Source organism: Amycolatopsis azurea DSM 43854 (genome assembly GCF_001995215.1).
In the GTDB taxonomy this organism is placed as follows: domain Bacteria; phylum Actinomycetota; class Actinomycetes; order Mycobacteriales; family Pseudonocardiaceae; genus Amycolatopsis; species Amycolatopsis azurea.
The window spans coordinates 16,606-37,397 of sequence record NZ_MUXN01000011.1; the positions used below are offsets into that span (position 1 = coordinate 16,606).

Genomic DNA, 20,792 nt, shown 5'->3' on the forward strand with positions numbered 1-20,792 from the left:
CACCCCGTTGGGCATGCTGGGATCGCTACCACTGCGCGCCGGGAGTGTGCGGGGTCGGGTTGAAATCGGTCCGGTTGTTGTCGCTGTCCCAGCTCAGGTAATTGCGGGAAATCGACAGACCCGGCGGTGGCGTGCTCGCGGGCTGTCCTTCCCGAAGACAAGGCGTTTCGGGCGGGGGTGCCCAGCCGGCCGTGTCGACCCGGCGGCCGGTGGTGTCGAGCAGAACCACCGCCCCGGCGCGGGTGGGAATGAGATCACCGGTGTTGCCTACCGGGATGACGTTGGTCGGATCCTGGATGCTGCCGGAGAAGTTCTGTCCTATCAGGACCAAGTACTGCCCGACCGAGTTCATCGGTTGCAGTACCAGTCCTTGGAAAAGGAACACGGTTTCGGCAGGGACGCAGCTCAACGAGTAGAACTGCAGCCTGAAGCCACTGAGGTCCACGGGAATCGTGCTGACGTTGCGCAGTTCGAGGTACTCGTCCAACGCCCCGGCCGTTCCTTGGGTGGAGACCTCGTTGATCAGCACCGTGGTCGACACCCGGGGAGTGAGATCCCGGGCGTTCGACGGGGGCGCGGTGACGAGGGACAGGGCGAGCACGCCGAGCACGCCGCTGACGAGATGGCGGATCATGGTTTCCCCTCTGTTCGCTGATTGTCGCGTTTCCCATACTGGGAGCGGGAAAAGTGGCGTACAAGGGGCCAATTCCGCTTCGCACATGTTGCGGCTTCGGGGGTGGGCCTAGAGTCGTGGCATGAGATGGCGGGCAGGGGCGGCGATTGCCGGGGCACTCGTCCTGGGCTGGGGAGAATGGGCGAACCGGCGTTGGTCTCGTGCTCTCGTGGGGCACGGTCGTGGCGTTTCCGAAGCGGTCGTGGTGCTGGGATACCGGAATCCCCAAGCGACAGCGAATATCGTCAACCGCTGGCGAGTTCGTGCCGGCCTTCGTTCTGTCACCGCCCACAGCGGGGACACGTGCGTGATCTTCAGCGGTGGCTCGACCACCGGAGGTGCTTCGGAGGCCCAGTTGATGGCCGACTACGCGAAGTCCGTGCTCGGGTTCGACGGCACTGTGCTCCTCGAAGAGCGCAGCAGGACGACATGGGAGAACGTCACGAACGTGATCCCGCTGATCGAGGACGTCGACCGCGTCAAGATCGTCTCCCAGCCGGCTCACGCGCTCAAGGCTCGCGCGTATCTGCGTCGGCAGCGTCCCGATCTCGCCAAAAGGCTCGTGCCCGCGGACGACTACCGGCTCGGCGAATGGCTGATCGTCAAGCCGCTTCTCGCTTTGTACGGGCTGTGGACGCTGCGCGGCCTCGAAGACGACGAGCGGAAGAACTCGCTTTAGGCGTTGGATGAGCAGAAATCCACACAGTTCCCGTCGGTGACAGCGGTTTGCCAGCGTCGTGTGCGGGTTCTGGCAGTGGGTGGCGGCAGCCTGCCGGTCATGACCAAGTACAGCGACAGCACGACGACAAGCCCGGCGAGCCGGGAGGCCTGGATCGCCACCTGGGGCACGGCGCAGCAGCTCGCACTACCCGCCGAATCCGGTGGAGGGCCGTGGATGCCGGACGACGCCGCGCGCCAGGCGGACGAACCGCCCGGCGCACCGACGAAGGTCGGCGCGCAGACCGTGCGCATGGTGGTGCGTGCCACCGTGGGTGGCACGGCCGTGCGCGTCGCGCTGTCGAACTCCTTCGGTCGCGCGCCGGTGCGCGTCGGCGCCGCGTGGATCGCGCGGCACGAGCGCGGCGCGGCGATCCACGGGGGCAGCGAGTGCTCACTGACCTTCGGCGGGCGCGCCGCGGTGGTGGTACCGACGGGTGGGCACATCTGCAGCGATCCCGTCGAGTACGACCTGGCCGCGCAGACGGACCTGGTCGTTTCGTTGTACATCCCCGACGAGGACGTCATTCCCACGGCACACGAGGTCGGACTGCGCACGGCGTGGCTCGCACCCGGAGACCAGACCGCGACGCGGAACCTGCGCGATGCCACCGCGTTCTCTTCGTACCTGTGGCTCACCGGAATCGACGTGACGGCACAGCCGGTGGCGTCCGCCATCGTCGTCATCGGCGATTCCATCGTCGACGGCATGGAAACCACGCCTGACGCGGACGCGTCGTGGCCTTCGTCGCTGGCGCGCCGGCTGGCCGCGAGGGAGGGCATGCCGCCGCGTGCGGTGATCAACATGGGTATCGCGGGTAACCGTGTCCTGCGTGAGGCCGACGGCATGGGCGCCAGTGCCTTGGCCCGGTTCGACCGCGACGTGGTGGCGCGGCCCGGCGTGCGCTGGATGGTGTTGTCGGAAGGGATCAACGACCTGTTCTTCGGCTTGAGGCAGGGAGTGCCGGAGAGCGAGCGGGCGACGGCGGACGACCTCATCGCGGGCTACCGCATGCTGATCGGTCGCGCGCACCTGCACGGCCTGCGTGTCATCGGCTGCACGCTGCTGCCTCTCGGCGGCGCGCCCGTGTTCACCGCGGAGCTCGAGCGTATGCGCCAGGAGGTGAACCGCTGGATCCGTGACGGCGGCGAGTTCGACGCGGTCGTCGATCTGGAGGCGGCCACCCGTGACCCGGACGCGGCCGGACCGGTGAAGATGCGCACCGAGTTCGTGTCCGATGACGGCGTCCATCCGAGCGACGCGGGCCATCAGGCCATCGCCGAGGCGTTCGACCTGGAACTGTTCCGGGAGTAGGCCCGTCCTGCCGTCGAAGCGTTGCGAGATCGCTCCAGCGGCCTGAGGATGACTGGGGCAAGTTGCCATCGCGCAGGAGAGCAGCGGAACCGAAGGAGTTTCACAGATGGCGGCACACGAAACCGAGGTCGTGATCGTCGGTGCCGGACTCGCCGGCCTCTCCGCCGGGCTTTCGTTCCACCGCGCCGGAATCTCCTGCGCCGTGCTGGAAGCCGGGGACGAGGTCGGCGGCCGGGTGCGCACCGACGTCGTCGACGGATTCCGCCTGGACCGCGGGTTCCAGATCCTCAATCCCGCCTACCCCGCGGTCCGGCGTCTCGTGGACGTCGACGCGCTGCGGCTGGGACGGTTCTGGCGCGCGGTCCGGGTCGCCGACGGAGACCGGCTCGACCTGCTCGGCAACCCGCTCGACGCACCGAAGGCCGTGCGCGGCGTCGCCGCCCGGCGCCATCTTTCGGCCAAGGATCTCGCCATGCTCGGCGCGTCGACGGTCCGCACCGCCGCAGGCCCCGCTCAGGCCATCGTCCGCGGTGAGGACCGCGCCACCCTCGACGAACTGCGCGGGGCAGGGCTGTCGGAGCGCGCGATCGACTCCGTGTTCCGCCCTTTCCTCTCCGGGGTCTTCCTGGAAGACGGTTTGTCGACCTCGTCCCGGTTCTTCCGGCTGGTATGGCGCACTTTTCTCCGGTCTGCGCCGTCCTTGCCCGCCCTCGGGATGGGGGAACTGCCCCGGCAGCTGTCCCGTTCCCTTCCCTCGGCCACCGTACGGACCGGAACGGCGGTCGAGGAGATCCGCGACGGCCGGGTGCGCACCGCCGGGGGAGACGTCTGGAAAGCGCGCGCGGTCGTGGTCGCCACGGACGGGACCACCGCCGCACGCCTCGTCCACGGTGTCCCAGAGCCGTCCTGGAATGGCGTCACAACCTGGTATTTCACGCCGCCGCGACCGCCGCTGCGCGAGCCGGTGATCGTGATCGACGCCCACGGGGGACCGATCCTCAACACCGCCGTCCTCAGTGAGGTGTGCTCCACCTACGCCCCCGAGGGCTCGAGCCTCGTCAGCGCGTCGGCGCTCACCCCGCTCGCCGAGCCGGACGTGAGGCGGGAGCTGAGCCGGATGTACCGCACCGACGCGTCGCGGTGGCCGCTGGTGGGCCGGTACGAGATTCCCCGCGCGCTCCCCGCGATGCCCGCACCGCACGACTTCCGCCGCGCGATCCGTTTCGGCGACACGACCTACGTGTGCGGGGACCACCGGGACACCAGTTCCCTGCAAGGAGCGCTCGCGTCCGGCGCCCGGGTGGCGCGAGCCGTGAGGGCCGCGCTCGCCACGTGACCTCTAGTCCGGTCCGCGCAAGGTCAGGACGACCCGGAGCACGTGCTCGACCGCGGCGGGGAACGCGGCCCCGCGTAGTTCTCCGCGGCTGGCGAGAGTGAGCCCGGCGAAATCCAGCATTCGGTCGTCGCCGAGACGCCGCACGGTCAACGTGGCCACTTCCTCGAGATCGAGGCCGGGATTGTCCAGGCGGGTCAGTGCGAATTCGATGAGCAGCTGTTCGTCCGTCACTTCACCACCTCCACGTGCTGTGAAGTCTACGTCGGACGACTCGACGGTGGTCGACCTAGGCGGGGAGGGCGGCGGGGGCGTACGCGGCCAGTCGCTCGGCGAGGTCGTGGCAGATCGGAACCGGGGAATCCCCAGTGTCGCCCATGGGTTCACTTGCGTAGGCGTCTCGCGTGAACTTGGCCACCACCCGGGGCGAAGGAAGGATCTCGGTGCCGAGGCGGTCGACCACGATCAGGTCTTCCCGGCTGTCGGTCTCGAGGGCGAGGGCCCATCCTTCGCGTTCGTTCCACACCAGTGCGACGTCGCACCCGGGATGGCCGGGCAGCGTCCGGTCCAAGGCGATGTACGCCCCGGCGGTGGGATCGAGTTGGAGGTAGTAAGCGTTTCCGCTCAGCCTCAGGTCGTCGATCACGAGCCGGACGTAACGGTGCAAACCCCGGACTGCCGCTCCGCCGAATTCCGATTCCATGCCATCGTCCCTTGTAGTCTCGTCGCGATGCGGCGCCGACTGCTTGACGCGACAACGGGAACGCCCCGCCCGAGCGCAGAATGACCACTGGTGGGGCGGTTCAAACGTCGAGTCCGGGGCCTGAGACGTAGCGGCGACGCAATTCCGCGTGACCCCGGTCGGTGAGGTCCGTGCTGTCGACGTACTGATCGATCGCACCGACCGGGGGCAGCGCCCGCACGGCCGCGTCACCGATCGTCGAGACAAGGGCGTCGGTGAACCGATAGGCGTCCAGGACCCGGAACGGCCGGTCGTGGAAGTAGCGGACCTTGACGTCCATCGGCTCGGTGAGACCGAGGTCGTTGTGCAGCCGACCGGCGATCTCGTAGGCGAGGGAAAGGTGCCGCTCCCGTTCCTGCCAGCTTTGCGCGGACAGCGCGCCGGACAGGTGCGGGGTCAGCTCCTGGGCGCAGGGCAGCGCGGCGAAGGCGGTGCCCAGCCACTTGCTGTAGGGCGGATAAACCCGGTTCATCATCAGGCACAGCTTCATCAGGTCACGGACCTGCCGAGCGGCGACCACCGCGGATCCCAGTTCGTCTCCGACTTCGCCGCAGCGGCCGACGAACGGCTCCTCCTGCGACAAGCGCATCCACTGACAAGCCAGGACGTAGCGCCAGACGTCGTCCGGGAACCAGGCGAGCAGCTTTCGGTAAGGCTCCAGCAGACCCAGCCCGTCGTGGAAGACCACGCCACCGGTCAGCTCACGCAACACCTGCGTCGGAACCGTCAGCCAGGTGGAGATCGACAGACCGTCGGCCGGGTCCGCGCCGAGTTGCTCGGTGAAGAAATCCCCCAGGTCGGTGACGTGTACCCAGTGCCGGGACGGCGCGTCCGGCGGGAAGGCGAAGCGGACCGGGTGACCACGGAATTCGACCGGCAGCTCACGATCGAGCAGGGCGTCCAGATCGTCGCGGCGGGCGAGGAAGTCCGCGCTGCCAAGGAACAATTGCATCCGCGGCCCCCAGGCGTGATCGGTGGAGCGCACTGTGTCGAAGCCTTGCACCTCCGAACCCCAGCCGATCAGCGCCGCCGAGTACGGCACCCCGTTCAGCGCGCTGTCCAGGATCGGGGCGACGACCTCGGTGTAGAACAGTCCGGCCAGCTCGAGACCGGGAATGAAGGATCGTGTCACGCGGGCCACTCTGGCAGGAGCGCACCGGGACGGGCCAGTCGATATTCAGCGCGGCGAGGGCGAGCGAAGGGCGCGGCCGATCAGTAAACTGATCTCACCTGGGGTACGGCGGCAGTGGGAGGTAGACGGTGAAGGAGGAGCAGCCCTTACCGCGATCCCTGGCCGAGAAAGTGGACTACCTGTTCCGAGAAGGCACTTGTACACCGACCACTTGCCGATCTTCAGCCCCCACTTGCCCACCGTCTTGCACGACTTCAGCGACCAGTAGTCGTCGTAGAACCTCATTCCGGCGGTCCCGGCCTGCTGGGCCGGTTCCGCCGCCACGGGCGCGGCGTTCGCCGACGCCATGCCGAGCGGTAGCGCGGCGACCGCGATCCCGGTAGCGAGTGCGGCCCTGGGGATTGCCTTCCGCATAATGGGTTCCTTCCCCTGTCGATCACGTCCGTACCTCGGACGCATGATCAGGTTGAAGGCGAGTGACCGGTCGCTGCAACACCTTTGCGTCTTGACGAAAAGGGCATTCGTGCGTCGGCCCCAGCCCTTCGGGCCACTACAGTCACGGTCATGGCGACACTCCTGACCCAGCCGGTCCAGGGCCTGGTCGGTATCGAGTACCAGCACTTCGTCATCCAGTCGCGGGGGCTTGCCGAGCCTCCGCGATTCCCGTTCGACCACCAGCACGATCTGATACTGCCGATGCGGGACGCCCTCGCGATCTTCGTCGCGGGCGACCCCGCCGCCTACGCTCTGGTCCACCTCGAAGCCTGGGACGACGAACCCGCCACCACCGCGCCGCCGCACAGCGAGACCGAAACACTGACGGTTCTGTTCACCGTCCCGGAAATCTCGGCCCAGGGCGCGATGGCGACAGCGCCCGACACCGGCACTCTCCGGCTCGCCGATCCCGGGCCTTACCGCGTCCGTGTCCACCGTTGGGGTGTCGAGGACATGAACCACCCGCGCTCAGCCACGACATGCAGATGCGCGCCGCGATACGGCATTGGGCGGCCACGGGTAGTCGTGAGTGATGAAGAGGGTTATCGGCGGTCGCCGGGTTCGTGGCGGGACGCGCGAGTTCCGAAGTCTGTCAGGTCACCCGGTGTCGTATCCGGACGAGGCTGAGCGCGACGAGAGTCCCGCTGAGCGCGAGGTAAACCAGAGTCTCCAGGATCTGGAACGTCCAAAAGCGACCGGTGGGCTGGTAGCTGACGTCGACGTGGAGGTCGTACTTCGCCAGGCACACCGCGGCGTCGCCGAACGTGCCACCCGCACCGGTTTCGGGCGGATTGGTGATGCAGGCGCTGAACTTGCCGCCGTCCATGGTCTTGCCGTCCGGGGTGCGCAGCGGGCTCGTTTCGGCGACCCAGGCGTCGGGCGCGTCCGGGACGCGCACCCCGTTGATGACCGAGCCACCGGTGATGCTGCCCAGGTTCTGGGCCTCGTTGATCGCCTCCGCGGTCATCGGCAGTCTGGCGTGCTCGGCGGGTACCAGGTTGGGCCGCACCATGGTGGCGAAGAAGAACTGGAAGACGATGAACCCGACGAGGGTGAGCGCCATCGCGGGCAGCGTCCGCTTCAGCAGCAGCCCGGCGAGGGTGCCCAAGGTGAACGCCAGCGCGGCGTACCCGAACGGTGCGATGTTCCGTGCGCCGAAGACGAAGGTGCTGAACTGGTTCTTGACCACCTCGTCGAAAGGCGCGGCCGCCCAGGTGAGCGTCGTGCCCGCCGCTCCGGTGAGGACCATGGCGGCGATGCCCACGATCAGGATCTTGGTGAGCAGCCAGCGTCGGCGGGTGACGCTTTGGTTCCACGCCAGCGTATGGGTGTTTCCCTCGAGTTCCCGCGCGATCAGCGGTGCGCCCCAGAATGTCCCGATGATCGCGGGGATCAGGGCGAGGCCCGCCGCGAGGAACAGCAGCGTGTTCTCGTAGGCGCCGCGGAACTCCGCCTTGGCCTGCGCGCAGCCGGCTTGGCCGCGACAGCCGGCCTGGAAGAGGTCGTGGCCCTCCCGGATGTCCGCGCCCAGGTACAGCAGGCAGGCGACGATCACGCCCAGCACCACCGCGCCGGACAAGGCTTGGACGCGGAACTGCCGCCAGCTCAGCCACATCATCGCCGGCTCTCCCATGCTGCGGTCTCGATGTTCATGCCAGTCCCCGTGTCCGCCGCCCTGCTCATGTACGCGAGGACGAGTTCTTCGAGCGAAACCGGCTCGACGGAGTACGGCAGCGACCCAGGCCTGGTGCCGCCGCGGATGACCGCGTGGCTGTAGTGACCGCGGTGTTCCGTCCGGATGACCTCGACGCCGGCGGGAAGCCGGTTCAGCCCGTCGCGCGGCGCGACCAGCCGGGCGTGACTCGCCAGCAGATCGCGGACGTCGCCCGCGACCTGCACCCGCGAGTCGCACAGCACGATGAGGTGGTCGCATACCTGCTCGATGTCGTCGAGCAGGTGGGACGACAGCACCGCGCTCGCGCCGAGTTCGAGCACGAACTCCATCAAGTTGCGCAGGAAACCTTTGCGAGCCAACGGATCCAGTGCGGCTGCCGGTTCGTCGAAGAGGAGCAGTTCCGGGCGCTTGGCGGCCGCGACGGTCAGTGCGAGTTGTGCGCGCTGACCACCGGACAGTCGTCCCGCCTTCTGCTTCGGATTCAGCCCTGCCTGCCGGATGCGACGTTCGGCCAGCGCCTGGTCCCAACCCGGGTTCGTCTTCGCGCCGAACGTCAGGTGCTCGGCCACGCTGAACGACCCGTACACCGGGGTGTTCTGCGCGACGAACCCGACCCTCGCCAGGTGCGCCGCACTCGCCGCCGGGCGGGATCCGAGCACGGACAACGATCCCGCCGTCGGCTCGATCAGGCCACAGGCCAGCTGCAGCAGGGTCGATTTGCCCGCTCCGTTCGGGCCGACCAGCCCGATGATCCGGCCGGCGGGGACGGTGAAATTCACATCGGCGAGTGCTTGTTCGCCGCGACGGCCGTACTTCTTGGCCAGGCCCGTCGCGTGGAAGACCGGAGGTGAGTCTGCGTGTGGCATGCCCTCATCCTGGAATTTCCCGATCTTCCCGGACATCGGCCCGAAGTACGGTTTCGCTTTCGGCGACCGTACTTGTGACCGGTTCGTCAGGTGGTGCTCGTGACGAGCCGGGTTTCCCAGGCCCATGCGGCGATCCCGACCCGGTTGCGCACGCCGAGCTTGGCCTGGATCCCGGAGACGTGGCTTTTGACCGTGCTGAGGGAGATGAACAGCTCGGCCGCGATCTCCCGGTTGGACAGACCCCGCGCGATGGTCCGCACGACCTCCACTTCGCGCCCGGACAACGATGCCGCTTTCGCGGGGTCGGCCTGCGACATCTCGCCGGTGCCGTTCAGGTGCTTGAGCAGCCTGATGGTGATCGACGGCGAAACGAGCGCCTCGCCGTTGTGGGCGGCTCGCACCGCCTCGACGAGCAGGGCGGGCCCGGCGTCCTTGAGCACGAAACCGACCGCGCCACCGCGCAGCGCACCGTAGACGTACTCGTCGAGATCGAAAGTGGTGACCACGACGATCCGCATCGGATCGGTCACCCCGGGGCCCGCCAGCGTGCGGGTGACCTGGATGCCGTCGAGCTTGGGCATTCTGACGTCCACCAGGCACACGTCCGGCCGCAGCCGCCTGGCCAGGGCGATCGCTTCCGCGCCGTCGCCGGCTTCCCCGACGACCTCGATGTCGGGCTGGTCCTCAAGGATCAGCCGCAGACCTGCGCGGATCATCGCCTGGTCGTCGGCCAGGAGGATCTTGATGGTCATCGAGGCTCCTCGCCGGGAACGGGCAACGTGGCCCGCACGGACCAGCCCTCACCCGAGGGCCGCGGACCGGCGGACAGTGTCCCGCCGAGTGTCTCGACACGTTCACGCATACCGATCAGACCGTACCCGCCGCGGTGGCGAGGCCGGGCCGAACCCGGCGGGGCGTCGTCGACGACTTCGACGGTGACCCCCTCGGCGTCGCGGCAGGCGGTCACGTCGACCGAACGGGCGTGCGGTGCGTGCCGCAGCACGTTCGTCAACGCTTCCTGGACGATCCGGTACACGGTGCTGGTGACCTCGGGCGGCCAGTCCGTCTCGTCGCCGGGAGCGGTGAGCCGGACGTTCGCGTGCTGCTTGGCGAACCGCTCGACCAGCTCACCCAGTCCTTCCGGTTCCGGCGAAGCGGGGGCCGTGTCGTCGTTGTCACGCAACAGTTCGACGACGCGGCGCATCGCCACCATGGCGTCGGAGCCCGCGGCCTCGATCTCGGCCAGCGATTCCGGGACCCTTTCCGGATTCCGCCGTGCGACGACCTGCGCGGCCTGCGCCTGGATCAGCATCCCGGTCAGATGGTGGGCCACGATGTCGTGCAGTTCCCTTGCCAGTTCCAGACGTTCGGCCCGGCGCACCCGGTCGGCGGCCGCTCGCGCCCTGCCGTCGTGCAGGCGCAGCGCCAGCCCCGCCGTGACCCCCGCCAGCCAGATCGCGGCGGCGATCGGGGGAACCGCCGACGCGGGGGTGACGGCGAGCTGGGCGGCGATCAGCAGCAGCCCGGCGCCCGCGATGGCACCGGCACGCACCGGCGCCAGTGTCCGGACCGCGGACCCGATGAGCACCGCGAGGCCCAGCGCCATGGCCGGTCCCGGTTCGGCGGGAAGACGGACGTCCGGCAGCAGGCCGACCAGGATCGTGAGCGCCGCGACGGCGAGCCCGGCGACGGCGGTCCAGGTGCGCTCGCGACGGCGTACCAGAGCGAGCCCGCACACCACGACGGCCGCGAGGGCGCCTTGAACCCAGGACGCGCCGCCCCAGCTCGCCGCGAGCGCGGCGACCTGGATCATGACCGCGACAAGGAACAGAGCGCCGAGCCCGGCGTCGGAAACGACCTTGACCCAGCGATCCGGAATGGCCACGGCGATCAGATTACCGAGTCGCCGTCGTGCGGACGGCTGATTCGTGACGTGTGGTCGATGGCCCGCATCACCGGTCCCAGCACGAGCGCGACGGCCAGCGCCGCGGTGGCCAGAAAGGTCACCGCGGCCCGGCCGTCGAGCCAGGCACCGAAGACCACCGCGACGCCGCCGAGGGCGATGCCGGCGGCCGCCCCGATCGGCAAGGTCCTGAGCGCGGAGCCGACGAGCACCGCCATGGCCAGCGCCGTGATGGGCGCGGGCTCCTGCGGCAGTGAATCCCCGGCGAGCAAAGACGCCGCGACGGCGAACGCAGTGACGGCCACTCCCGCGCCCGCGAACAAGGCCTTCTGTTTTTCGCGCGACAGAGCGAGAGCGCAGACCACCACCGAGACGACCGAGGTCAGCACCCAGGACGCGCCGCCCCAGCTGTCCATGAGCATGTACGCCGTGAAGCCGATTCCCGCGACGAACACGATGCCGAGCCCGACGTCGACCAGCATTCCCGCCGGCCGTTCCGCTGAAGTCATGTCGCCGAGGGTAGGAAGCGCGGGTGCGCGGCGAATCAGCCGAAAGTACAGGAAGGCGCGGAAAAACCGTGCTTCAGGCCGATAATCGATACCGCCGGGCGGGCGCCCGGACCTCGTGATCCGGCGCACATCACGCCGACAGTCCACATGGGACAGTCATGATCGTGGTAGAGTCCTGTCCCGGGTCATAGAGTTCTTGGGGGACTGACATGACGCCTCGTTATCGCTACATCGCACTCCTCGACTCGGATCGTCCGATCGAGAACCCGTTGCTGATCCTGCGAATCCACGGTTCTCGTGAAGAGATGTATGTGCCCTCGTACGGTTGGGAGAGGGCCGATCCGTTGTGCCGCGAATGGTTCGTGAACGTCGCGATCACCGAAGTGCGAGCACTGCGGCTGCTTCCCGATCTGTTGCCGACGGGGCCGCTCGAGGATCGCGATCCATACCCGCACGCCCTCACCCGTGACGCCGCCGAGGGCTTCGGAACGCAATGGTTCTACTACGCGATCGAGACTCCGGAGCACCCGCTCGACGACCCGCTGACCATCGTGCGGCAGCACTACCCGAGCAAATACGAGTCGTCGTTCACGCCTGGCCTCGTGTGGAAGAGCGGGCGGGTGCCCGGCAGGCGGGTGCAGATCACCAGCGAGGACCTCGACCGGCTGGAGCAGGTGCTGATCCGGCGCGCGTTCGGGGGCGCGGAAGTCCACCACTACTCGATCGTCAACCCCCTGTATCCCGACGTGGAGCACCCTGCCGCGATCGCGCGAGTGGGGCCCGAAGGAACACAACGCTTCGTCCGGGGTGACGAATGGGCCACGACCAACGTCGTTTCCGACGTCCGGTACGGCTACTGCCACGGGACCCTGGTTCCGCTCACGGAGCAGGCTGCCGCCGACCTCGTCGAGCGATGGCGGCCGCGCCCGGACAGCTCGCGGACGCGGCATTACACGTGGCTGCACGACGACGGGCAGCCGGCGGCGGTGGTGCGCGCCTGGGAAAAGGACGGCGGTCTGTACGAAGAGTCGTACCGCGACGGCCTGTGGGGTGGCCGCCGGACGAAGTGTGTCCTCGACGATCCCGCGCGACGTACCGAGATCGACCAGGCGACCGCCGAACGGCTGGGGACGATCCTGGACGGGTGGGAGAGCGGGAGCGGACCCGACGACGGGCGGTACAACTACTTCGCGATCGTCGAGGACGAGAAGGAAGATGTGTCGGCCGCGCACAGCCTCATCCGCTCCTGGGGAGGTGACAGGGGGACCACGCACGAGGAGAAGTTCAACTCCCGGATCGATCGGTGGCGGATGTGCCTGACCCTGTACGAGATCGAGACCGCACGGGATGACTCTTACGCGATCCCGATCTCCGAAGAGGTCGCGGAGAACCTGCGGAACATCCTTCTGGACCATTTCGCGGCCAGGTCCGACGGACGCGCTCCCGAGGCGCCTCGCCCGCTCGGATCGTGGCCGGGCTTCGGGAAGGTGACCCTGGCACAGGTCGACGACCGGACGCTCGACTCGCTGCGTCAGGTCGGTGACCCGGCGGCCGATGCCGCGGTCGCCGAGTTGTACGAGCTCGGCGAGGTGGACAGGGTGAACGAGCTGCTGGCCGGGTTCCCGCGCAACGGAGACGAGGTGCCGGAGGGTTTGCCGCCGCTGTTGCGCCGGTATTTCGCTGAGTCGCCCGGACTGCCGGAGTGGGCGGATCGCGAGGTGATCGAGCGTGGGCAAGGGTTGTGGGATCGCTTCGCGCCGCATCTGGCGACGGCGCTGTACGGCTACGCGCTGCCGGTCCGCTACGGCTCGGCCCCAAGGCTGCGGCACACGCGCCTGGGCATGGAATCCGCGCGGCTGCTCCGGGATGTCTTGACGGATGGCGGTCTGCTGGAACCGGGCGGACGGGGTCTGCGGACAGTGCGGAAGATCCGGCTGCTGCACGCGACGACTCGCTACCACTCGCGCTCCGGCGCGGAGGACCCGCCCGCGAACCAGGAGGACCTGGCCGCGACCGTGGGGACGTTGTCCGTATGCCTGCCGGAGGGGCTGAAGAAGCTGTGCGCCGGGCCGTCGGAACGCGACCGCGACGACTGCTTCCACATCATGTCCGTGGTGGGGCACCTGATGGGCGTCGACCGGAGGTTGCTGCCCGCGACCTATGACGAAGCGGTCACTCTGATGGACACGATCTGGCAGCGTGGCCGCACCGAGTCCACGGCGGGCAAAGAGCTCACGGCGGCGCTGGAACGGCGCTTCCACGACGCGCTGCCCCGTGAACTGGGAGGGGTTTTCACCGGTGTGGTCCGGACACTCTCCCGGGACGAACTGCCGGATCTGCTCGGGGTCGAACGGCTCGACCTCGTCGCCTGGCTCGGTTTCGGCGGCCCGATCACCGCGCTGGCAGGCCTCCCCGCCGGCTCGCTCGACGAGCACAACGTCTGGACGCGCACGCTGTCCGAAGTCGTGGGGGAGGCGCTGCTCGACGCCGACAGGGAGGACTGGACGTTGCCGGCCGGTCCCTAGTTTCCGTGCCACCGCAAGGGGTCGTCTTCCAGCGCGGAACGGTCCCAGTCGCCTAGGTTCGCGGCTGCCTCGTAGGTGGTGTGCAGGAAATCCGCGACGGTGCGGTCGGGGTCGGATGCGGCGCGGACGGCTTCGTAGGGCAGCAGGAACTGCTGGAATTCGGTGCTGTAGTAGGCGCCGTCGGGGCCGGCCGGCTGATCGGCGAACCCGTCGGGTGCGGGGTAGGCGTAGGAGTAGAAGGCGCCTTCCTCGCCGCCGCCGGGCCAGAAGCCGCAGCTGGACAGTTCCCGGGAGTAGCCCTCGACCATGACCCAGTCCCCGCAGTTGGGTGCTCCGCCGGGGTGTGGCGGCGCGGTCCGCCCGGAGAAGCGGGTGCAGGCGAGATCCATGGCTCCCCAGAAGAAATGGACGGGACTGACCTTGCCGACGAAGTGGGACCGGAACTCGCCGATCACCCGGTTCGCCTGGAGTAGCTGTCGCCAGAACAGGGTGGCCGCTTCGCCGTCGTAGGAGGCATGGGTGTGGTCTTCGGCGAAGGGGATCGCGGGCTCGACCTCGTTGGGGTGCGGCCGGATCTCGGCCTCGATCCCGAGCTGGTCGAGCAGGTCGAGGATCCGGGTGTAGAACTCGGCGACCGGCATCGGCCGGAGCGGGAGGCTCCGGGTGCCGCCGCCGCTGCTGCGGATCTCGAGCTGGTGGCCGACGAAGTCGAACTCGATCTCGAAGGCCCCCGAGCGGTGCGGGATCGTCGACGTCGTCAACCCGCGCGGGCTGACATACAGCGTCACCTGCCACCAGTGGTTGAGCAGGGGAGCGTGGGCCATGCGGATCTTGCCCACGATCTGGGTCCACATGTGCAGGGTCTCGCGGGTGGGCGTCCAGTCCGAGACCCGCAGGCTCGGCCACTTCGTCGTCGCGGGGCTGGTCATCGGCTCTCGCATCCTTCTCTCGTCAGGCGCTCGCCCTGTTTGTTGACGTGTCCACATCTACTGAGATTTTGATGACGCGTCAACATCGCTGATAGGCTCCGCCCATGGGTGAGGTGCGCTGGCTGGACGAGCGGGAGGCGCGCGCGTGGCGCGGGATGGTCAGCGTGCTGCCGCGGCTGACCGCGGTGCTGGAGCGTCAGCTGATCCAGGACGCGGGACTGTCCGCCGCGGAATACACCCTGTTGGTGCCGCTGTCGGAAGCCCCGGACGGGGTGCTGCGGGCGCGTGATCTCGGCCGGATGGTCGGCTGGGAGCGCAGCCGGATCTCCCACCAGGTCATCCGGATGGAGAAGCGTGGTCTCGTCGCCCGTGAGGAGTGCAGCGAGGACGCGCGCGGATCGATGGTCCGGCTCACCGACGCGGGACGGACGGCCATCGTCGCCGCCGCTCCCGCGCACGTCGCCGCCGTCCGGCAGTATTTCGTCGGCGCGCTCACCGACGCCGAAATCGACGTCATCGGGCCCGCGCTCGAACGAGTCCTGGAACGACTGCCCGACGACGACGGATGACACTCTCCGGTCACGGTCTCTTGTGGACAGTGCTGTCGACCGTTGGATGACGTAGGCGGCGACGGCGATCGTGGGGACGCGAGCGACTCCTCGCGGTACCGGCCGCGCTTCGGGCATATAGGGTCCAAAGTCATCTCCCTGACCAATTTCATCGGTGAGAACCGATCGAATTCGCTTATCGGTCGCGAGATCTTTATTGCGGTTCCTGCGCTAGATCGAAACTTGTTCCAACCAATTTTCACCTGTTCCCGCCAAATGGAGGAATTGTGATCCTCCTACTCCAACAGGGTGATCAATGTGCGTGATCGCAGAATGTGGGGACCGTCGTTGACAGTGTTCGCGGCGCCCGGCTAGGGTGATGAACCGCCGCAAATCGACGTACATCGAGATTCTCGATATGCGTGCGATAATTCGCATGGTTTCGTGTGCTCGCCCGCCGAAAAAGGCGGGTGCTGTCGAAATGCGCTTTCAGTTCTCATTTCCAGAACCGGCGACAGAAAAGAAGCTATCCATGTCAACTGAGATTGCCGAGCCGAGTGCCGCGGAGAGCGAGCAGTCCCCGAACGGGCAGTTGAGCTTGAGCACGGCTGCCGCGCGGAACCTGGCCACGACCACCAAGACACCGCCGCAGATGCAGGCGATTTCGTCCCGCTGGCTGCTGAAGGTCCTGCCCTGGGTACAGGTCGGCGGCGGCACGTACCGGGTCAACCGCCGGCTGAGCTACACGGCGGGCGACGGGAAGATCACCTTCGTCCAATCCGGCTCCGACGTCCGGGTCGTCCCCGCGGAACTGGCGGAGATGGCCGCACTGCGCGGTTTCGACGACGCCGAGGCCCTCGACGCGCTGGCCGGCCGGTTCGGCAGGCAGGAGTTCTCGGCGGGCGACACCCTGTTCGAGCAAGGGCAACCGGCCGACCGGATAATCCTGATCGCACACGGGAGACTCCAGCGGACCGTCACCGGCCCGTACGGCGATCCGGCGGTACTCGACGTACTGGCCGACGGTGACCACATCAGCTACCAGGCACTCGAAGCCGACCAGACCGAGTGGCCGTTCACGGTCCGGGCACTCACCGCGACCACGGTGCTCACCGCGTCCAAGCAGGCTTTCGAGCAGGTCGCCGACCAGTCCGAATCGCTGCGAGCACACGCCGAGCGGTATCGGGACGAACGTGCCCTGCCGCAGAACAGACGTGGCGAGGCCGATATCACCGTCTCGTCCGGGCATGACGGAGAGCCCGAGCTGGCCGGGACGTTCGTGGACTACGAACTCGCCCCGCGCGAGTACCAGCTCAGCGTGGCCCAGACCGTGCTCCGGGTGCACACCAGGGTGGCCGACCTGTTCAACGACCCGATGAACCAGACCGAGGAACAACTGCGGTTGACCGTCGAGGCGCTCCGCGAGCGCCAGGAAAACGAGATGATCAACAACAGGGAATTCGGCCTGCTGCACAACACAGCCTACGAACAACGTGTTCAGGCGCGCTCCGGCCCGCCGACTCCGGACGACCTCGACGAGTTGCTTTCCCGGCGCAGGAACACCCAATACCTGCTCGCCCATCCGCGCACCATCGCGGCGTTCGGCCGTGAATGCACCCGGATGGGCATCTATCCCGACTCGGTCGAGATCGGCGACGGCAGGACGATCGCGTGGCGCGGCGTTCCGCTGCTGTCGTGCAACAAGATAAAAATCGGCGCGAACGAGACTTCGCATATTCTCGCGTTGCGTACCGGCGAGGAGAATCAGGGCGTCGTCGGGCTGCACCAAGCCGGAATTCCGGATGAATACCAGCCCAGTGTGTCGGTGCGGTTCATGGGCATCACCGACCAGGCGATCATCTCGTACCTGGTGTCCGCCTACTACTCGGTCGCCGTTCTCGTGCCCGACGCGGTCGGCTTGCTGGAAAACGTGAGTGTGGCGCCTTCCGCTGGCTGAAAACCCCCTCCAGGAATCCGGGAGATGGCAGAAGATGGCTTCCTTCGAACGGCCGGGAATGTACGTGCCCTACCCGGCCCGGTGCAATCCGCAAGTGGACTCCGCGCGGGCCAACGTGAAGGCCTGGGCGGTCGAGGTCGGGATCCTGCCCTCGCGGGAGACGCCGGACGCGGCGGACGTCTGGGACGAGCGGAAGTTCGACGACATGGACTTCGCCCTGTTCGGCGCGTTGCAGTACCCCGACGCACCGGGGCCGGAGCTGGATCTGCTGGCCGAGTGGCACACCTGGATCTTCTACTACGACGACCGGTTCTTGCGGGCCTACCAGCACACGGGCGACCTGGCAGGCGCGCGGGAGCACATCGACGCGCTCCTGCGCTACATGCCGAGCACGCCGGGCGAGGCGCCACCGTCGCCCGGCAACCCGGTGGAGGCCGGTCTCGCCGACCTTTGGCCCCGGACGATCTCGACGATGTCCCCGGAGTGGTCGGCCCGGTTCGCCGGGTTGACCGGGGACATGCTGGAAGAACCGCTGCGCGAGGTCGCCAACGCGCGCGTGGACGTCGTGCCGGATCCGATCAGCTACGTCCAGCTCCGGCGCAAGACCGGCGGCGCGCTGTGGACCGCGATCCTGGCCGAACACGCGGTGGGTGTCGAGCTGCCGCACGCGGTCGAAAGCTCCCGTGCGCTGCGGGTGCTGAAGGACACGTTCGCCGACGGTATCCACCTGCGGAACGACATCTTCTCCTACGAGAAGGAAAAACTCGCCGGAGAGAAGAACGGGGTCATGGTCGTCGAGGAGTTCCTCGGCTGCACTCCGCAGCGGGCGGCCGACCTGGTCAACGAGCTGGCGACCTCCCGGATGCAGCAGTTCGAGAACGCCGCCCTGGTCGAGCTCCCGCTGCTGTTCGCGGACCTCGCCCTGCCACCGGACGTGTGCCTGGACGTCCTCGCTTACCTCCAGGGGCTGGCCGCGGGCATGGCGGGTGACTTCGAATGGGCGAAGACCACGGGCCGCTACAACGAAAACGGCGCGGCCGGGGAATCCGAGCCATCCACTGGGGACCCCGCCACCCTGGCCCGGCTGGGGATCATCCGCAGGGTGGCGGCGGTCGCTCCGCCTCCGGGGACGGTACTGCCGGACCCGGAGGCGGAGCAGGTGGATCTTCCCGATTTCCACATGCCTTACACCGGCGGGCGGAATCCGCATCTCGACACCGCGTACAGCCGGGTTCGGGACTGGGCCGCCGAAATGGGGATGCTGGGCTCGGGCGTGCCGGAGTGGGACGAGGCGGGCTTCGAGTCGGCCAATCCCGTGCGGTACGCCGCGCTGATGTTCCCGGAGGCACCAGAAGACCGGTTCGAACTGGCCGCGAAATGGATGACGGCCGTCTATTTCCTCGGTGATCTGATGGACGTCTTCGAACGTCGCCGGGATCTCGCGGGGGCCAAGGCGATGTCCGACAGGCTGGCGAAGTTCGTGCCCGTCGGCAGGCCGGGCGACCTTCCCTCACCGATCGGTCCGCTCGAGCGCGGCATCGCCGACCTGTGGCCACGCATCGCGCCGTCGATGACGGTGGACTGGCGGCGCTGGTTCTCCGCGAGCGTCACGAGAGCGTGCGAAGGCAGCTTGTGGAAGATCCTCAACGTCGTTCAGAGGCGTGTCCCCGATCCGGTCGACCACACCGAGATGCGCCGCGGGTGCGGCCTCGAGATCGTCATGGCCCTGCTCTTCTACGCGCAAGGGCTTTCCCTGCCTGCCGGGAAGACCGCCCGCGAACTGATCCGGACACTGGTCGAGTCGATCCTGGATTGGCGCGTGCTGTTCAACGACATCGTCTCCTTCTCCCGCGAGGTGGAAACGGAAGACGGCGGCATCAACAACGGCGTGCAGATCATGCGCCGGTTCCTCGGTGGCGACGTCGCACAGGCCATCGAGCTCGCCAACAGCCTGGCCACCGCCCAGCTCGGGAACTTCGAACGCGCCGTGGCCGCGGGCCTGCCCGAGGACCGGCACCAGGTTCGAGGCGTCGTCGACGCGTTCCGGACGGTGATCGCCGCTGAACTCGAGGCGCATCTCCTGGTGGTGCCGAGCAGGTACGCCACCGGCGGTACGAAGGTGGAACCGGAGACGGCGCCGTGGCGGATGGTGCCCTGGCCCACCGGCCTCGGCACGTCGGCCGCCCGGATCGGCGCGCTGGCCGGTGCCGGAGGTGAGCGGGCATGACAGGCCTCGAAAAGGCGCCCACGCCGGGCGACGAACTCGGCGCCGCCCTGTTCGATCCGACGTCCCGGGTCGACCCGTATCCCGTGTTCCACCGGCTGCGCGAGGAGGCGCCGTTCTTCCGAGGCCCGGACGGGACCTGGATTCTCAGCCGGTACGCGGACATCTCCACCGTGCTGACCGGCCCGCGGTTCGGCTACCGCGAGCCACGCGCGCTGCGCACCCGCGCGTTGCTCGTCGAGCAGGACCGCGACGGCCTGCTGACCGACCGCGACAGCGGCCTGTCGGTCAGTTCGTTCATGACGCAGAACCCACCGCAGCACACCAGGTTGCGCCGGTTCGTCGCGTCGGCCTTCACCGGCCGCGCGGTGGCCCGGCTCCGGCGCCGGATCGTCGAGCACGCCGACGCCCTGCTGGACGACATCGTGGCCGCCGGCCCGGTGGATCTCGTCGAGACCTTCGCCTATCCGCTGCCTTTCCGGATCATCTGCGAACTGCTCGGCGTCCCGCCGGAGGATCGCGCGCCGTTCCCCGAGTGGTCGCACGCGATCGCGCTCGGCATGGACCCGGACTTCCTGTTGTCCCAGGAGGAGGTCGCGCGCCGCGCCAGGGCGATGCTCGACGCGGCGGCCTACTTCCACGAGCTGGCGAAGCTACGACGGCGTCATCCGCGCGAGGATCTCGTTTCCACCCTCGTCCACGCCGAGGGCGGCGCGCTCTCGTCGGCGGAGGTGTCCTCGACCTGCATCATGTTCCTGGTCGCCGGGCACGAATCGACCGCGAGCCTCATCGCGCTCGCGAGTCACGCGCTGCTGGCCCATCCCGGGCAGCTCGACCTCCTCTACTCGGACCCGTCGCTGACGGCGAACGCCGTCGAGGAGTTCCTGCGGTACGACACACCGGGGCAGACCGTCGTCCGCACCGCGTTGACGGACACCACGATCGGCGAGGAGCCCGTGCCGGCGGGCACCAAACTGATGTCCCTGCTCGGCGCGGCCAACCGGGATCCGGAGGTCTTCCCCGATCCCGACCGGCTCGACCTGACCAGGGGAGGGAGCCGGCATCTCGGCTTCAGCCAGGGCACCCACTTCTGCCTCGGCGCCGCGCTGGCCAGGCTGGAGACGACGGTCGCGGTCCGGCGGCTGATCGACCGCACCCGCACGCTCGAACCGGCAGGCCCGGCCCGCTGGCGAGGCAACTTCTCCCTGCGCGGTCTGGCGAAGCTGCCCACCGTCCTGGCCTGAGCGGA

19 protein-coding genes are annotated in these 20,792 nt (G+C 68.3%); 9 read left to right on the top strand and 10 right to left on the bottom strand.

Features of this window, described 5'->3' with window-relative positions:
• Positions 1 to 25 precede the first annotated feature (25 nt).
• Complete coding sequence (locus B0293_RS14730) at positions 26 to 634, bottom strand: lamin tail domain-containing protein (RefSeq protein ID WP_005157348.1); 609 nt, start codon at positions 632 to 634, stop codon at positions 26 to 28.
• Positions 635 to 755: 121 nt separating this feature from the next.
• Here B0293_RS14730 and B0293_RS14735 point away from each other — a divergent pair, with 121 nt between their 5' ends.
• From B0293_RS14735 to B0293_RS14745, 3 genes are all read left to right on the top strand, one after another.
• Positions 756 to 1,352, top strand: coding sequence for a YdcF family protein (locus B0293_RS14735; RefSeq protein WP_039917956.1), 597 nt, complete (start codon positions 756 to 758; stop codon positions 1,350 to 1,352).
• 99 nt (positions 1,353 to 1,451) lie between these two features.
• Positions 1,452 to 2,705, top strand: coding sequence for an SGNH/GDSL hydrolase family protein (locus B0293_RS14740; protein ID WP_063936640.1), 1,254 nt, complete (start codon positions 1,452 to 1,454; stop codon positions 2,703 to 2,705).
• Positions 2,706 to 2,811: 106 nt separating this feature from the next.
• Positions 2,812 to 4,041, top strand: coding sequence for an NAD(P)/FAD-dependent oxidoreductase (locus B0293_RS14745; protein ID WP_005157356.1), 1,230 nt, complete (start codon positions 2,812 to 2,814; stop codon positions 4,039 to 4,041).
• Positions 4,042 to 4,044: 3 nt separating this feature from the next.
• Here B0293_RS14745 and B0293_RS14750 read toward each other — a convergent pair whose 3' ends face one another.
• The 3 genes from B0293_RS14750 to B0293_RS14760 form a co-directional block, all read right to left on the bottom strand.
• Positions 4,045 to 4,272, bottom strand: coding sequence for a hypothetical protein (locus B0293_RS14750; protein WP_005157358.1), 228 nt, complete (start codon positions 4,270 to 4,272; stop codon positions 4,045 to 4,047).
• 55 nt (positions 4,273 to 4,327) lie between these two features.
• Positions 4,328 to 4,741, bottom strand: a complete 414-nt coding sequence (locus B0293_RS14755; protein ID WP_005157361.1) for a DUF6292 family protein — start codon at positions 4,739 to 4,741, stop codon at positions 4,328 to 4,330.
• 100 nt (positions 4,742 to 4,841) lie between these two features.
• Positions 4,842 to 5,912, bottom strand: a complete 1,071-nt coding sequence (locus B0293_RS14760) for a DUF4037 domain-containing protein (RefSeq protein WP_039918021.1) — start codon at positions 5,910 to 5,912, stop codon at positions 4,842 to 4,844.
• Positions 5,913 to 6,476: 564 nt separating this feature from the next.
• Between B0293_RS14760 and B0293_RS14765 the strand changes: the two genes are divergently transcribed.
• Entirely contained in the window at positions 6,477 to 7,034 is a 558-nt protein-coding gene (locus tag B0293_RS14765; RefSeq protein WP_005157366.1) for a hypothetical protein, read from the top strand.
• On the opposite strand, the gene B0293_RS14770 is transcribed toward B0293_RS14765, so the two are convergent.
• From B0293_RS14770 to B0293_RS44265, 5 genes are all read right to left on the bottom strand, one after another.
• On the bottom strand, positions 7,000 to 8,040 hold the full coding sequence (locus tag B0293_RS14770; protein ID WP_209437285.1) for an ABC transporter permease subunit: 1,041 nt from the start codon (positions 8,038 to 8,040) through the stop codon (positions 7,000 to 7,002). The genes B0293_RS14765 and B0293_RS14770 overlap by 35 nt on opposite strands.
• Positions 8,022 to 8,948: an ABC transporter ATP-binding protein gene (locus B0293_RS14775; protein WP_039918023.1), complete on the bottom strand. Its 927-nt coding sequence runs from the start codon at positions 8,946 to 8,948 to the stop codon at positions 8,022 to 8,024. The genes B0293_RS14770 and B0293_RS14775 overlap by 19 nt, the downstream gene beginning before the upstream one ends.
• A gap of 86 nt (positions 8,949 to 9,034) precedes the next feature.
• A complete protein-coding gene (locus B0293_RS14780) occupies positions 9,035 to 9,700 on the bottom strand; it encodes a response regulator (RefSeq protein WP_005157375.1) in 666 nt (221 codons plus the stop codon).
• A complete protein-coding gene (locus B0293_RS14785) occupies positions 9,697 to 10,833 on the bottom strand; it encodes a sensor histidine kinase (protein WP_005157378.1) in 1,137 nt (378 codons plus the stop codon). The genes B0293_RS14780 and B0293_RS14785 overlap by 4 nt, the downstream gene beginning before the upstream one ends.
• Before the next feature lie 5 nt (positions 10,834 to 10,838).
• Positions 10,839 to 11,360 (bottom strand): metal transporter, encoded by a 522-nt coding sequence (locus tag B0293_RS44265; protein WP_245191942.1) that lies wholly within the window; start codon positions 11,358 to 11,360, stop codon positions 10,839 to 10,841.
• 209 nt (positions 11,361 to 11,569) lie between these two features.
• Between B0293_RS44265 and B0293_RS14795 the strand changes: the two genes are divergently transcribed.
• Positions 11,570 to 13,885 (top strand): oxygenase MpaB family protein, encoded by a 2,316-nt coding sequence (locus B0293_RS14795; protein WP_005157386.1) that lies wholly within the window; start codon positions 11,570 to 11,572, stop codon positions 13,883 to 13,885.
• Here B0293_RS14795 and B0293_RS14800 read toward each other — a convergent pair.
• On the bottom strand, positions 13,882 to 14,814 hold the full coding sequence (locus tag B0293_RS14800; RefSeq protein WP_005157388.1) for a DUF5996 family protein: 933 nt from the start codon (positions 14,812 to 14,814) through the stop codon (positions 13,882 to 13,884). The genes B0293_RS14795 and B0293_RS14800 overlap by 4 nt on opposite strands.
• Before the next feature lie 104 nt (positions 14,815 to 14,918).
• On the opposite strand from B0293_RS14800, the gene B0293_RS14805 reads away from it, so the two are divergent.
• The 4 genes from B0293_RS14805 (at position 14,919) to B0293_RS14820 (ending at position 20,787) form a co-directional block, all read left to right on the top strand.
• Complete coding sequence (locus B0293_RS14805) at positions 14,919 to 15,383, top strand: MarR family winged helix-turn-helix transcriptional regulator (RefSeq protein WP_005157390.1); 465 nt, start codon at positions 14,919 to 14,921, stop codon at positions 15,381 to 15,383.
• 511 nt (positions 15,384 to 15,894) lie between these two features.
• Positions 15,895 to 17,319 carry a family 2B encapsulin nanocompartment shell protein gene (locus tag B0293_RS14810; protein WP_039917961.1) on the top strand — a complete coding sequence of 475 codons (1,425 nt, stop codon included), beginning with the start codon at positions 15,895 to 15,897 and terminating at the stop codon, positions 17,317 to 17,319.
• Positions 17,320 to 17,353: 34 nt separating this feature from the next.
• The gene (locus tag B0293_RS14815) at positions 17,354 to 19,546 is read left to right on the top strand and encodes a terpene synthase family protein (RefSeq protein ID WP_005157394.1); all 2,193 of its coding nucleotides are present in this window, start codon (positions 17,354 to 17,356) and stop codon (positions 19,544 to 19,546) included.
• Positions 19,543 to 20,787, top strand: coding sequence for a cytochrome P450 (locus B0293_RS14820; RefSeq protein WP_005157397.1), 1,245 nt, complete (start codon positions 19,543 to 19,545; stop codon positions 20,785 to 20,787). Before B0293_RS14815 ends, B0293_RS14820 begins: the two co-directional genes overlap by 4 nt.
• Positions 20,788 to 20,792 lie beyond the last annotated feature (5 nt).

Excerpts from the sequence above, each read along its gene's own strand:
- B0293_RS44265 (WP_245191942.1), bottom strand. The coding sequence starts at position 11,360 with ATGACTTCAGCGGAACGGCCGGCGGGAATGCTGGTCGACGTCGGGCTC.
- B0293_RS14780 (WP_005157375.1), bottom strand. The coding sequence starts at position 9,700 with ATGACCATCAAGATCCTCCTGGCCGACGACCAGGCGATGATCCGCGCA.
- B0293_RS14795 (WP_005157386.1), top strand. The coding sequence starts at position 11,570 with ATGACGCCTCGTTATCGCTACATCGCACTCCTCGACTCGGATCGTCCG.
- B0293_RS14740 (WP_063936640.1), top strand. The coding sequence starts at position 1,452 with ATGACCAAGTACAGCGACAGCACGACGACAAGCCCGGCGAGCCGGGAG.
- B0293_RS14745 (WP_005157356.1), top strand. The coding sequence starts at position 2,812 with ATGGCGGCACACGAAACCGAGGTCGTGATCGTCGGTGCCGGACTCGCC.
- B0293_RS14765 (WP_005157366.1), top strand. The coding sequence starts at position 6,477 with ATGGCGACACTCCTGACCCAGCCGGTCCAGGGCCTGGTCGGTATCGAG.
- B0293_RS14815 (WP_005157394.1), top strand. The coding sequence starts at position 17,354 with ATGGCTTCCTTCGAACGGCCGGGAATGTACGTGCCCTACCCGGCCCGG.
- B0293_RS14730 (WP_005157348.1), bottom strand. The coding sequence starts at position 634 with ATGATCCGCCATCTCGTCAGCGGCGTGCTCGGCGTGCTCGCCCTGTCC.
- B0293_RS14820 (WP_005157397.1), top strand. The coding sequence starts at position 19,543 with ATGACAGGCCTCGAAAAGGCGCCCACGCCGGGCGACGAACTCGGCGCC.
- B0293_RS14810 (WP_039917961.1), top strand. The coding sequence starts at position 15,895 with ATGTCAACTGAGATTGCCGAGCCGAGTGCCGCGGAGAGCGAGCAGTCC.
- B0293_RS14770 (WP_209437285.1), bottom strand. The coding sequence starts at position 8,040 with ATGGGAGAGCCGGCGATGATGTGGCTGAGCTGGCGGCAGTTCCGCGTC.
- B0293_RS14735 (WP_039917956.1), top strand. The coding sequence starts at position 756 with ATGAGATGGCGGGCAGGGGCGGCGATTGCCGGGGCACTCGTCCTGGGC.
- B0293_RS14775 (WP_039918023.1), bottom strand. The coding sequence starts at position 8,948 with ATGCCACACGCAGACTCACCTCCGGTCTTCCACGCGACGGGCCTGGCC.
- B0293_RS14755 (WP_005157361.1), bottom strand. The coding sequence starts at position 4,741 with ATGGAATCGGAATTCGGCGGAGCGGCAGTCCGGGGTTTGCACCGTTAC.
- B0293_RS14805 (WP_005157390.1), top strand. The coding sequence starts at position 14,919 with ATGGGTGAGGTGCGCTGGCTGGACGAGCGGGAGGCGCGCGCGTGGCGC.
- B0293_RS14800 (WP_005157388.1), bottom strand. The coding sequence starts at position 14,814 with ATGACCAGCCCCGCGACGACGAAGTGGCCGAGCCTGCGGGTCTCGGAC.